Raw genomic sequence first — 12,748 nt, 5'->3', positions numbered from 1 at the left:
ATCATTTTTAAATAAAGGCAGTCCTCACATAACTTCAAAAACCTCCAGTTTAGCGAGCTTTAAAGTGAGGCTAACGGCTTGTCCAGTAGCTACCATCAGCTTTTTTTGTTTTGTTAGAAAAAAAGCTAAGGCCGACCTTATGATTGACAGCTTCCTGGTTTATCGCTAATTTATCTTATGTGAGGTTAAACGCTACACACAAGTGATAGCTACTTAAAAATATTTCTCACATAAGGGGGCATCCATGTTTAATAGCTCACACTTTAGGCGCATGAGCCTTTATCAGGTACTGACATCCGTGGATCAGAGTATTCGGCAAACGGTTTTAGATACTGGCTTTGGCAATGTGGAAATAGAGTTTAGTCCTGCCAATCAACAGTGCATCAAAATTGTTGTTAAGAATACAGTTTACGATCTCTGCGAAGTTACCGTAGATGAGGTACAACAGTTGCTAAGAAGTGGTCCCAATTTTCCGGAAGACTACATTAATCCAGAACTTTGGCAGATGCTGGGTACACTCCTACATACCATTTTGGGTCAACAGGGTCCATGCTATGGCTCCATTAGCCTGACGATGGAACGGAAAACCCACCAGCAGCGCTTCTTAATTCACGGTGCGCCATCTTATCAGCTGTATTTAGATCCAGCCAAGATGAATCTTTAATCCCATCATAGGTATGTCGTAGATCGGCAACCTGTAAGTTCAAAACAATTTCAAGCGGCTCGGTTTATGGAGAGATTTCTAAGGCCGAGGAAGGTACTCAGTAGTGCTTTCCTCGGCCATATTTTTGTTCGAAATTACCTCGGGGGACATGCCATGTTTATCAAGTTTCGACCAGCTGTAATCCTGACTCGATTACAGCAGAAGCATCCTGTCAATAGGCGTTTCCAGCAATTTCGCCAACGTCGCCCTTACAGCTTAGTGACTCAAATTGCGTTTCAGCTATTTCGCTGGTTGTTTTTATTTTTTATGGGAGTTTCTCTCGTCACAGTGTTTGCTGGGTGGACCGTTTCCCACGATGTGGCAACAGCGATTTATTTCAATGTAAAACCACTCTTCAAACTGTTTGCGGCAACTACATTTCTGGTATTTGCCTGCGCCTGCCTTAAGGAGTCGATTTGAGGAGCGACCAGCTGTTAGATACTACGTTCATTACTGCAAAACCATGGCTATATTTCCAATTGTGACTTTTTGCTTGTTGTTTGTTGCTATCACCTGGCAGTTGCTCGGCAACAGCCGTAGGTCGTCAGAGCACGAGTTAGATGCGATCAGTTCGTCTGCGGAGGATAAAACATCCATCACCTTGGATATAGATTCATTGACCTCATTGCTTAAGGTGATGGCTCAATTTGATTCTGAACAGAAGTGAGTTTAGGGCAACCAGAATAGTGGAGCGATTCCATGGAATCGCTCCACTATTCTGGTCCAAACATTCATCACCATCAGAAAAGCTCCTGAACCAGCTCAAGAAAATGAGTCAGGGCTGGATGGGGCAAATCTGAACGCCAGGCAACGGCTGATTCAAGCACAGGTGAGGGTTCTATTAGAGGTCTGGCAACCACACCTGGTTGGTGTATCTGCTGAATGGAAGCATGAATCAATGACACACCAAGACCTGCAGCCACCAATCCCATAATCGTTTGTTGTGGAAATGCCTCCTGGACAACGTTGGGGCTAAAGTCTGCCTGCTGACAAAAGCTAATAATGGCATCATATAAAACTGGTCCTACCTGGCGAGGAAACAGAATAAACGACTCATTTGCCAGAGATTTTATCGAGATGGGAGCAGGCGCGTCTTTAGCCAGGGGATGAAAATCGGGCAAGAGGGCAATCATCGGCTCTTGGTAAATCACTGTCTGTTTAAGCAAAGATGCGTCGATGGGCGGATGTAAAAAACCAACGTGAATCTCGTCGGCAAGGAGTGACTTAACCTGGTCATTGGTTGGCAGACGTTGGAGACTGAGGTGAATCTCTGGAAATCTCTGTTTAAATTCACGCACCACCGTTGGCAAAATACGATTGAGCATAGGGCCAGTAAATCCAATGGAGAGCTGCCCTGCCACTCCCTGTCCTACGCGCTGAGCCATAACAACCGCATGGTCAGCCTGAGCCAGCGTTTTTCGGGTTTCTTGCAAAAATACCTGACCCGCCTGCGTCAGCCGAATCCTACGCTTGGTGCGATGAAAAAGCAGAATGCCCAATTCATCTTCCAGATTACGAATTTGCCGACTCAGGGGCTGTTGAGCGATGTGCAACCGCTGGGCCGCCCGCCCAAAATGCAGCTCTTCGGCAACTGCTAAAAAGTAGCGCAGATGGCGTAACTCCATTTGAACCTTTTAGGTGTGAACTATGAACTCAATATGTGTTGGACGTTCATATGAGCTTTTTCTATGGTGACAAATAGAGAGCGCATGGGGGATTCAATGGCTATGCAACGTGAGCAAACACTAGGCCGTATGGTGATGTACCTGGGGACTGTAGGTCTGCTAACCCTGGGGACTGGCCTTAACGCAGCCAATGGCATGGCTCCAATCTCATCAACACTGGCTGAAGTGCCGATCTCGACGGCTAGGATATCTCGTCAGGATTTTCGAATTGAGAGCGATCCGGGGATTGAAATTTTTGTCCGAGAGGTTGGGTCTCAGTCAGAAGCCGCTGGTGTCCCCATCCTGTTAATTCATGGGGGTGGCCCTGGTGGTCTGGCATCCTTTGACCTGGAGGTGCCAGGCTATTCTCTGGCCGCTAACTTTGCCCAGGCAGGTCATTCTGTTTATGTGATGAATGTACGCGGGTGGGAGTCTTCAACTCGCCCCGAGGGTCTGGATGAACCGGCAGCCAACAATCCTCCCCTGGTCACCTCTGAGGCAGCCGTACGCGATATTGGTGCTGTGGTGGGCTGGATACGCGATCGCACCGCTCAATCCCAAGTTGCCCTAGTCGGTTGGGCCACGGGTGGCCACTGGGCTGGCCTGTACACCAGCCAGAACAATGAGGCCATCAGCCATCTGGTAATGCTCAACAGCCTTTATGGTGTAAATGCCCCCTGGCCCCTAACCGAGCGCTTTGAAGATCCTGATCATCCCGGCAGGTTTAACCCCGATGGCGGAGCCTATCGCCTGGTTGACTACGACGGCTTTTTGCGCGGATGGGATCATTCAATTCCGGTGGATGACAAAACTCAGTGGCGAGACCCAGCCGTAGCTGATGCCTATGCCCGTAGAGCCGTTGAGCTAGATCCAACTAGTAAGACGCGGACACCTCCCAGCGCCCGTATCCCTACAGCCTATCGAGAAGAAAGCTTTAACCTGGCCCAAGGATATCGATATTGGAGCGCAGAAGACATTTATACACCCACTCTCGGCCTGCGGGGAGAGCTAGATTTTTGGTCACGCCCAGAAGATTTATCGGCGCTGGAAACAGATTTGATCAATGCGCCAGTAGTCGAAATAGTCACAATTCCAGATGCCACCCATTACTTATTTAACGACCGCCCAGAGCGAGGACGCCATCAGTTTGTGCAAACAGTTCTGGCATTCTTAATCGACTAATCCATATTTTCAAGTCGCTTCCGGCTGCTACGTTTTAGCCACCCCCTCAGCGCTGCTATCCTATGTAGGATATAGTTTACGGGGCTATAGCTCCCGTGGAAATCAATGTATTGTTAGCTGAGACAATGGGTTCACACCAGACAGGGTATGCAAAAACCGATGCAAGCAGCTGCGATCGCTGAACTCGACAATGTGGGGGTTACCTATACAAACGGTATCACCGCACTCAAGTCCATATCCCTGCAGCTTAATCGCGGTGAATTTGCAGTGGTGCTAGGCTCGTCTGGTGCTGGCAAATCGACCTTACTGCGCACAATCAACTACCTGACTCCGCCAACCCAAGGCAGGATAGTGGTCGATGGTCTGAGGCCGCTGTCAAAACCTCAGGTACTCCGTCTACATCGTCAGCGCACTGGCATGATTTTTCAACAGCATCAGCTGATTGAACGCCATTCCGCCTTACAAAACGTCCTCATGGGACGGTTAGCGTACCATTCATTTTGGCGTAGTCTGTTGCCCTTACCCCAAACCGACCAGCAGCTTGCCCTCGATTGTCTAGATCGGGTGGGATTATTGGCTAAGGCCCTGACCCCAGCAAACGCCTTAAGCGGTGGTCAAAAACAGCGCGTTGGCATTGCCCGTGCCCTAGCACAACAGCCCCAGTTAATGCTGGCCGATGAACCGATTGCTAGCTTAGATCCAACCAGTGCCCATAGAATCTTATCTTTGCTACGGACTATTTGTAAGACCGATGGCATCGCCGCCCTAGTGAGCTTACACCAGGTGGAGTTTGCCCAGGCATATGGCGATCGCATCATTGGATTGGCCCAGGGTCAGGTTATATTTGACGGTCCACCATCTGTGTTAGACCGCCATACTTTAGACCAAATCTATACAGATCCGACAACAGTACAGATCCGACAACAGTAGCGGTACCGTAAAGGAACTGAGTGGGGCGTGCGATCGCACCGTTAACTATTGGAGTAAAACATCATGGTCAGCATCAAATTAAAACAAGGGTTCAGGAGTATTTGTTTAATGGGCGCTGTGGTCCTAGTCGGATGCAGTGGCTCAGAGCTATCGGCGGGTGATAAAGCCAACCCATCAAAATTAGTTGTTGCCCTATTGCCAGATGAAGATGCTGCTACCGTGATCCAGGACAATCAGGGCCTGGCCCAGCATTTAGAAGACAGTCTGGACAAAGAGATTGAGCTGATTGTCACCACCGATTACTCATCCATGATTGAAGCCGCCAGCAATGGTCGCTTAGACCTGGCCTATTTTGGACCGCTGTCCTATGTTTTAGCCAAAACCAAAAGTGAGTTAGAACCCTTTGCTGCCCGGCTCAAAAACGGCTCCACCACCTACACATCAGTCATCATTGGCAATGTAGATGCCGGTATCGATGAGTTTGCCGATATCGAAGGCAAAACCGTTGCCTTTGGTGATCCAGCCTCTACCTCCAGCCGTTTGTTTCCCGAACTGGCATTAGCCAAGGCTAATCTAAAATCAGGAGAGAATTATCAGGCAGTCTTTTTAGGTGCCCACGATGCTGTCGCCCTGGCCGTGCAAAATGGCAATGCCCAGGCTGGTGGGCTGAGTCGCCCTATTTTTGAATCCTTAGTAGAAGCCGGCACCATTGATCCGGCAAAGGTGACGATTATCGCAGAGTCAACCCCCATCCCCCAATATCCCTGGACCATGCGCTCTGATTTGGCCCCAGAGCTAAAGCAAGAGATTCGCACAGCATTTTTGGATCTAAACGATCAAGCCGTGTTAGGACCGTTTAAGGCCGACGGTTTTGCAACCATGGAAGATACAGATTATGACAGCATTCGTCAGGCAGGTAGTGTTCTAGGTTTGGATTTAGGCGAATTTGTGCAGTAGCCACCATGCCTACTATGCATAAATCTCCAGAACAGACCCCATGCAACCCTATTCTGCAACAGTACCGACGGAGCTGGGTGCAACAGACAGGCAGGACACTGCTGTTGCTGGGGGTAATCATCGCCAGTTTTGTTGCGGTCGAACTGTTAAATATCGAGCGTATGGCGGCAGGCATTCCAGCGACTTTTTCCCTGCTCGGAGAGATGCTACCACCTGATTTTAGTCGCTTTTCTCAATGGATTGAACCCATTGTCGACACCCTGGCCATGAGTGTTGCTGGCACAGCCATGGCCATTGGTCTCTCCCTGCCCCTTTGTTTATTGGCCGCCAGAAATACAACACCGCATCCTGTTGCTTTTCACATTGCCCGCACCCTTTTGAATGTTGCCCGAGCCATTCCAGAACTGATTTTAGGCATGATTTTGGTAGCCGCTGTGGGATTTGGCAAACTGCCCGGCACATTGGCCCTAGGTCTGCATTCGGTGGGTATGGTGGGTAAGTTCTTTGCTGAAGCCATCGAACTCAGTGACCGAGCCCCGGTAGAAGCAGCCCGCTCAGCAGGCGCAACCGAGCCCCAGGTGATCGTTCACAGCATTCTGCCCCAGGTCTTGCCCCAAATTGCCGATGTTACGTTTTATCGATGGGAGTACAACTTTCGGGCATCAATGGTGTTGGGAGCAGTGGGAGCTGGGGGAATTGGGCTGGAAATTATCAGCGCCCTCCGCATTTTGCAGTACCAGCAAGTCTCGGCCTTATTAATAGTGGTACTGGTGATAGTGACCCTGGTAGACAGCTTGAGTAACCATTTGCGTAAGGAATTTGTCGAGTAAGAAGGCCCCAGTCCCCCAGGACAGGCACGGTCTCTATACCAACTAAAAGACTTCCTAGTTGTGTTATACACTTCGATATCGAGCAAGTTTTTGGTTGTTACTGAATTAGAGGATGGAGCGACCTACGCAAGAGAGTACATATCCGCATCGTTTAGACAATCAAGAGTACTCAAACGAGCTAAGCCCACTCTTACAAAGTCAACCGCCGTTTCAGCCCTTCTTTGATCGCGTCGTAAACCTCCATAAAGACGCCAAAGGACTCCTGGGAAATGCGATCGCACGCCAGATCGTCCAACACTCGCTGCAGCACCTCCTCTATCTGACCCAAACTATCCCCATAAGATAGGCTATCCGCCTGATGAATCACCATCAAATCTTGCATATACTGCGCTGTTGTATGCTGCTGAATTAACTGTCGGTGTTGTGCCTTAGCGTCAATATCTCGTTCAATTTTCTCACAAGCAGTTTTATAGGCTTCATTAAAGGTACGAAACGCTTCTTGGGAGATGTCTTCGTCCACCAGCCGTTTAGCCGCACGATCAAAGATTTGATAAAGTCTTTTCTGCCGTTCTTCCAGGGGTTGTTGAGACGACTCATCGTCATCATCCATCACCTTGATCACATCATCGATATAGCCTTCACATAGGCTTTTACCACGTTTTTCCGCACGCGATCGCAACTCCCAAATCCAGGACGCAATGGGTACAACAATAGACAACAATAATGCCAGAAAGTCAAAATTCTTCGTAATAAACGATGACTTGGGTTGTTGTTTATACGCCGCAACAGCTCCAGGATGAATGGGAATACCAAAACTACTGCTCGGTCGACCAATGTTAGCAACTAAAGGTTTCACCTCAACAGTATCCCTAGAAATAGCACTCGAAATCTCTTGATGATGGTCCTTTAAAAGGATCGCAATTGCTTGGACCACCTGCTTATTAGCCCGTTTGCTGGCATATAACATTTTATAGACTCCCACGGTTGGGATATCAGCAGGTGGAACAGTAGGATTACTACCGCGATAAGTTCCCGTAGGAATCGTTGCAGCCTTAAAGGCCGGATGTTTTATCTTCATCGCGGCAGCTTGCTCAATCGGTAACAATCGCCCACGATGGTATTGCACCAGATCCTGAATTATCCAGTTGCCTGGGGCTCGTACCCGAAAAATTGCATCCACCTGATTCGCCTCAAATGCGACAGCTGCTTCATCATCATCCACCCCAACAAAGTCAAAGTCTTCAACCGTCATGCTAAAGTGCCTGGCTACTTCTAAAAATGATAGAAATTGCCCACTCTCTCGCTGTACGCCAATCCGCTGCCCTTTAAGGTCTGTAAACTGTTCGATGTCGGTTTGGTCCTGTACCACCAGCTGAAATAGATCTCGATAAAGAGTGGCCACAGTCTGAGCATTGGGGCCAGGGGTAATGTCGGACTGGACTGTAATTAGATCCGCCTCTCCAGATTCTAAGCGGTTGATGTTATCGACCGAGCCTACGGTTTCTAGCAAATCCAGGCGAATATTGGGATGATAGTCTTCCACCACCTGTTTAATCGCCTTACCCAGAATATAGCTTTCTCCCCCAGAGCCACCGACAGCAAAGTTGACGTGGTAAATTGGCCGATGGATGACATTAAAACTGACCGAATGCCACAGGTCGACAGTGGTAAAGCCAAACCACACCGTCAGAGCCATCACCAGAAATAGCCGCAGCAAAATCGTTAGCTGGTCCAGCGGCTTAAACAGACGGTCGTTTAATAGCTTGAGCAACTGATCTAGCTGACGATCAAGAAAGTTCTGCTTTTCAGATGCTTCCGGCTGAGACATCAAGATTACCTGCTGTACATTGGGTCTATTATGGCTATTTTGACCAGCCATCGGCGAGTCTGCCCTACCAGTAGAACTTCTTTATGATCCCAAAAACATTTGCCCAATATGAGCAAGAAGGCTGGCAACGTAATGCAGCAACCTACGATGTCATCGATTTGCCAACAACTCGCCAAGCTGTCACGCCTATTTTGGATAGTCTTGGCAGCTTACAAGGTCTACATATTTTAGAACTAGCCTCGGGTACGGGTTACCTGGCAAAACAGGCTGTTGCTCAAGGAGCAACCGTCACTGGTCTTGATATTTCACCCAAGATGGTCAAAATTGCTCAAAAGCGCGTATCTGTTGGAGCATCGTTTTTAGTAGGAGATGCATCCGATCTTCCCTTTGAGGCAGAGCGGTTTGATGCTGTTGTGTGTAGTTTTGGCTTTCCCCACTTTGCCTATCCTCAAAAGGTACTAAAAGAGAGCGCCCGAGTATTAAAATCTGATGGTATTCTCACATTTACTGTTTGGCCAGAATCAGAACTAGACAACAATTTTTTTGGCCTCATCCAAAAAGTCTGTCAAATCTATGCTGACCCGGAAGTAGATCTACCTCCAGCTCCTTCAAGTAGTGCTTTGGCAAATCCAACCATTCGAGAACCGATGATGACCCAGGCAGGCTTCAAAGATATTTACACTCAGACTCTAGATCTCCGATGGCCTTTGCAAGGCCCAGAGACAATGGTGGAGTTTATTGTAAAAGGGTCAGTGCGGACACGAATGCTCTATGAACGGCAAACACCAGCAGTTCAGGCACAAATTCGAGCTGGGTTAGTTACCGAAACGATGGCCTATATACGAGATGGGAAAAAGAGCATTCCATGTCCGGGGATGTTAGTAATCGGATCAAAGGCTGTAGTACGCATGGATTAAAGGCCATTATTAGCGATCGCAACCAGCACTAAAGCATCAACATTTAAGACGGAATGATGAATAAACTTTAAATAGATCAAAGCGAACTTAAAAATGGTGACTATACTTAAGTTCTTAGATTGAATTGTCAACTTTACGATCTAATCGTCACGATTTTGGAGCTTAGGCAGAGTTTTCTTGCCTAGGTTTTCATGCTGGGGATCTAGATGATCGTTTTCTCTAAAAACTGACTAGCCAGCCCAATTTTTAGTAAGTTTTCAAGCTTATGCTGAGGGGCTTAGACAAACATACAAGCCAATAGAAAGTGTTTTTCAGAAGCCGAATAGTCAACGATTGCGCGAATTGTAGACACTCTACACAGACACTCTGCCCAAAGATGTCTGTCAACCGTAATATATAATGCCGTGGGAGAAAAATCATGGTGCGACTAGATACAAAACGAGCAAAAAGAATTACGTCAGCCACAAGAAGCTCCAAACTAAATGGCTATGATCAAGAAAAGATTGGTCTTACTTTTTTAAATAGTGTTCATCCTGCTATCAAACAACAGTTAGCTGATGCAACTGACTTAAAAACTTTTCTTGAGACGGCTGGTGACTTAAGTCTCGATAAACGCAAACAAATCGTTGAACAAGCTCTTATTCTTTTTGAGGACAACTTTGTTCATTTGCCTTTAAAAGAATCGATGCATGGGGTCAATCCTATTCAAAAACTGCGTCTAATCAAACATCGTCTTGAACAAGAAACAGATGCCGAATTAGAGAGTGAGCTGACATTTCACAGTGAAATATTAGATATTTTCAACTCTGTTCGAGATCTACATACAAACTATCTTTTACCTTTTCCATTTGCAGGCAAGATCGCTTTCTTACCCTTCCAGATTGAAGAATATTTTGAAAACGGTGAGCCACACTATATTGCCACTCATTTTGTTCAAGGATTCTCGCATCCACACTTTAAAACAGGTGTCGAAATCAAACTTTGGAATGGGGTGCCGATTGGTCGTGCCATCGAATTATCTGGAGATTTACATGCAGGCAGTAATTTCGCAGCCCGTCATGTTCGTGGAATTGATGGCCTCACTATTCGTCCTTTGGTACGTTCATTGCCACCAGACGCACTGTGGGTTGTGATTGGTTACACCGATCTTGATGGTGTTGAACGTGAAATTAAGCAAGATTGGGTTGTTGCGTCTTCCCTACCAACGTTTGTTGAAGCTGATGCAGATTCATTGAGTACAAGCGCAGCTTCTCAAGGGATTGACTTGGAAGCTCATATCACTCAAGAAACAAAGAAAATGCTGTTTGCGCCAGAAGTGCTGGCAGCAGAGACAAAAGAAACCAAGCTATCTACCCAAAAAGCTGCTGCCGGGCAGACAGTGCCAACTACAATGACTAGTGTTTTTCACGCAAAGAGCGTGAATACAGCATTTGGAGAATTTGGACACATTCGGATTTTTACGTTTAGTGTGAATGATCCTGGGGCATTTATTCATGAGTTTATTCGGCTTGTTGAATTACTACCGCAGGATGGTTTAATTCTGGATGTCCGGGGCAATGGTGGAGGTCATATTTGGGCCAGTGAAGGTCTGCTACAGGTGCTAACACCCGTCGATATAGCACCACAGCCCACTCAGTTTGTTAATACGTCCCTCAACCTACGTATTTGTCAGCGACATGAAACCAACCCTACCGGTCAGATTGACCTTGGAGCTTGGGTACCGTCCATTCGTCGTTCAGTACAAACAGGTGCTGTCTACTCAGGTGGTTTTCCCATTACACCTGTTGATTTTGCTAATCAAATAGGCCAGAGATATCACGGCCCCGTAGTACTGATCACCGATGCCCGTTGTTACAGTGCAACCGATATTTTTGCAGCGGGCTTCCAAGACCATGAAATTGGTCATGTACTTGGCGTCGATGATAATACAGGAGCGGGCGGTGCAAATGTTTGGACCCATGGTCTATTGCAAGCATTATTGCGCTTGCCTAGTCCACCAGACGATGAAATCCCTTATGAGAACTTACCCAATGGGGCTAATATGCGGGTTGCCATCCGCCGTACCCTCCGGGTTGGCAAACAAGCAGGTACCCCGGTTGAGGATTTAGGGATCACACCAGATTCTCGCTATCACATGACAAAAAATGATTTGCTATTAGGCAATATCGACCTCCTTAACAAGGCTGGAGAGATGCTCTCAGGGATGCCTGTACGTAGGCTAAATGTGACAACTACGCTAAATCAAAACACACTTACCCTGCAAGTAGAAACCCTGGGGCTGACCCGTGTTGACGTCTATGTTGATGGTCGTCCGATTGAGAGTTTCGAAGTGACAGACGGTATTCAGTCCATTGAAGTCTCTCTGCCAGCTGGAGCAATGCTCTTAGAGTTGGCAGGTTTCAACGCGAATGAATACGCGGCATCCAGGATGTTAGACCTTTAGTCTCTGTTGCTTAGAGGCTATATAAAACAGAGGAGTATGCTCTATTGTCAGTAACATACTCCTCGGCAGATAGTTCTCAGGGGAGCTATCTGCAGAATCTGCTCTTCTAAGCCACTCTCACTTTCTTGGTCAAAATCGCCATCACCTCATTAGGTCGCCCGGTCGAGATGGGCTTACTCCAATCATTAGGTTCTGCATAGTGCTTACTGTGCAGCTCTTGGATCGTGAGCTGTACCCCTATCAGGGTACCAAATAGCATATGACGAACAGTTTCAAACTGATGTTCGGGCAAAGGCTCTGGGGCAGGCGGAACTGTGGGCGCAGTAGCACCCTGGGTTGGATCGGTTAGCATAAGCTTGAGTCTCCGAAATGATTGTGGTTAAAAACTGACGTCAGGAGTACACCTGATCGCATAATTTATTATGGCCGCTGACCGGACATTAGTCAATACATTATTGTTGTTCTGGCTGTATTGCTTGAAACTTGGTTTGTTTAGCAATCAGTTCTAAGAATTTTGTCGTTGAGCGATCGGGATCGTAAACGCCATTTTCCCATTCACTGACGGTTTGCCGACGAACGCCCAGCTCTTGTGCAAATTGAGCCTGCGTCAGGCTCATATGTTTACGCAGGGCTTTAATAGCATCCTGTTGCCAAATCACCGCACCATCTTTTTTTTGAATGTTATACGCTGCTTGAAATTTACAAAAGACAGCTGTTTGCTTAGTTAGATCAACAGTTTTAACATGATAGCCTGCACTCACCCAGGCTTTTGCTTGTAGCGCACTAGCACTATCGCGATTGCTCCACCAATTTTTCTTATTCAATGCTGACACTGGCAGTGAGTCATCCAATACTGTTTCAATTTCTGCAAATGTGAGCATAGTTTCTTCCTCTCCACATTTTTGTAAATGCTCAAACAGTGGATAGTATTTGCTACCAGGCTTGATACTCATTGAGAAGGGTTATCTTTAACAAGTTTCTGAACAAAGGTTTTATGTTCGGGTGAGGTTAGTCCCTGTTGTAGATTGGTGAGAACATTGCTGAGGCGAGCCTGCCCCCCACAGTGTTCTTCGATCATTAAAACTGCATCGGGTTGGGGTTCGTTGTCGAAGTCGAGGCGTACGGTGGGTGCATCGTCAAGAGCGACACCGGGGGTAAGGCTGGCATATACGCCAAACCAGGTGATTAGCTGCCCATGGGGTTGACCATGACTTTTGAAGCGCCGGGCAGCGGGCATGTAGACAACTCCTTTGATTAGTTCGGCCTTTTTGAGGTGGGAGGAGGCGAGGTGGGG

At 47.4% G+C, this 12,748-nt stretch carries 13 protein-coding genes and 1 pseudogene; 9 read left to right on the top strand and 5 right to left on the bottom strand.

The annotated features are described in order from the left end of the window. Positions 1–244 precede the first annotated feature (244 nt). The 3 genes from N836_RS58645 to N836_RS58635 all read left to right on the top strand — a co-directional run bounded on the left by N836_RS58645 (position 245) and on the right by N836_RS58635 (position 1,370). Positions 245–664, top strand: a complete 420-nt coding sequence (locus N836_RS58645) for a hypothetical protein (protein WP_152532203.1) — start codon at positions 245–247, stop codon at positions 662–664. A gap of 153 nt (positions 665–817) precedes the next feature. After that, positions 818–1,123, top strand: coding sequence for a hypothetical protein (locus N836_RS58640; RefSeq protein WP_023074157.1), 306 nt, complete (start codon positions 818–820; stop codon positions 1,121–1,123). Positions 1,124–1,166: 43 nt separating this feature from the next. Next, positions 1,167–1,370 carry a hypothetical protein gene (locus N836_RS58635; RefSeq protein ID WP_023074156.1) on the top strand — a complete coding sequence of 68 codons (204 nt, stop codon included), beginning with the start codon at positions 1,167–1,169 and terminating at the stop codon, positions 1,368–1,370. Positions 1,371–1,443: 73 nt separating this feature from the next. Here N836_RS58635 and N836_RS58630 read toward each other — a convergent pair whose 3' ends face one another. Further along, on the bottom strand, positions 1,444–2,328 hold the full coding sequence (locus tag N836_RS58630; protein ID WP_023074155.1) for a LysR substrate-binding domain-containing protein: 885 nt from the start codon (positions 2,326–2,328) through the stop codon (positions 1,444–1,446). Between the two features lie 63 nt (positions 2,329–2,391). Here N836_RS58630 and N836_RS58625 point away from each other — a divergent pair, with 63 nt between their 5' ends. From N836_RS58625 to phnE, 4 genes are all read left to right on the top strand, one after another. After that, the gene (locus N836_RS58625; RefSeq protein ID WP_023074154.1) at positions 2,392–3,549 is read left to right on the top strand and encodes an alpha/beta fold hydrolase; all 1,158 of its coding nucleotides are present in this window, start codon (positions 2,392–2,394) and stop codon (positions 3,547–3,549) included. Between the two features lie 147 nt (positions 3,550–3,696). Further along, on the top strand, positions 3,697–4,479 hold the full coding sequence (gene phnC, locus N836_RS58620) for a phosphonate ABC transporter ATP-binding protein (protein ID WP_023074153.1): 783 nt from the start codon (positions 3,697–3,699) through the stop codon (positions 4,477–4,479). Between the two features lie 108 nt (positions 4,480–4,587). Then, positions 4,588–5,436, top strand: coding sequence for a phosphate/phosphite/phosphonate ABC transporter substrate-binding protein (phnD, locus tag N836_RS58615; protein WP_023074152.1), 849 nt, complete (start codon positions 4,588–4,590; stop codon positions 5,434–5,436). A gap of 14 nt (positions 5,437–5,450) precedes the next feature. Continuing rightward, positions 5,451–6,266: a phosphonate ABC transporter, permease protein PhnE gene (gene phnE, locus N836_RS58610; RefSeq protein WP_023074151.1), complete on the top strand. Its 816-nt coding sequence runs from the start codon at positions 5,451–5,453 to the stop codon at positions 6,264–6,266. A gap of 190 nt (positions 6,267–6,456) precedes the next feature. On the opposite strand, the gene N836_RS0138635 is transcribed toward phnE, so the two are convergent. Next, positions 6,457–8,145 carry a TAXI family TRAP transporter solute-binding subunit gene (locus tag N836_RS0138635; protein WP_023074150.1) on the bottom strand — a complete coding sequence of 563 codons (1,689 nt, stop codon included), beginning with the start codon at positions 8,143–8,145 and terminating at the stop codon, positions 6,457–6,459. A 32-nt stretch (positions 8,146–8,177) separates the two neighbouring features. Here N836_RS0138635 and N836_RS58605 point away from each other — a divergent pair, with 32 nt between their 5' ends. Both N836_RS58605 and N836_RS58600 read left to right on the top strand, forming a co-directional pair. Next, positions 8,178–9,011, top strand: a complete 834-nt coding sequence (locus tag N836_RS58605; protein ID WP_023074149.1) for a class I SAM-dependent methyltransferase — start codon at positions 8,178–8,180, stop codon at positions 9,009–9,011. A gap of 418 nt (positions 9,012–9,429) precedes the next feature. Then, positions 9,430–11,454 carry a S41 family peptidase gene (locus N836_RS58600; RefSeq protein WP_023074148.1) on the top strand — a complete coding sequence of 675 codons (2,025 nt, stop codon included), beginning with the start codon at positions 9,430–9,432 and terminating at the stop codon, positions 11,452–11,454. Between the two features lie 106 nt (positions 11,455–11,560). Here N836_RS58600 and N836_RS58595 read toward each other — a convergent pair whose 3' ends face one another. The 3 genes and pseudogenes from N836_RS58595 to N836_RS0138630 form a co-directional block, all read right to left on the bottom strand. Next, entirely contained in the window at positions 11,561–11,806 is a 246-nt protein-coding gene (locus N836_RS58595) for a hypothetical protein (protein ID WP_023074147.1), read from the bottom strand. Between the two features lie 100 nt (positions 11,807–11,906). Next, the gene (locus N836_RS58590; protein WP_023074146.1) at positions 11,907–12,407 is read right to left on the bottom strand and encodes a helix-turn-helix domain-containing protein; all 501 of its coding nucleotides are present in this window, start codon (positions 12,405–12,407) and stop codon (positions 11,907–11,909) included. Then, positions 12,404–12,748: pseudogene (locus N836_RS0138630) on the bottom strand (Uma2 family endonuclease); the annotation flags it as partial. The pseudogene N836_RS0138630 and the gene N836_RS58590, both read right to left, overlap by 4 nt.

The organism is Leptolyngbya sp. Heron Island J (assembly GCF_000482245.1).
Taxonomy (GTDB): Bacteria; Cyanobacteriota; Cyanobacteriia; order Phormidesmidales; family Phormidesmidaceae; genus Leptothoe.
The sequence above is the reverse complement of the archived record's forward strand: the minus strand, read 5'-3'. Positions and strand labels throughout refer to the sequence as shown.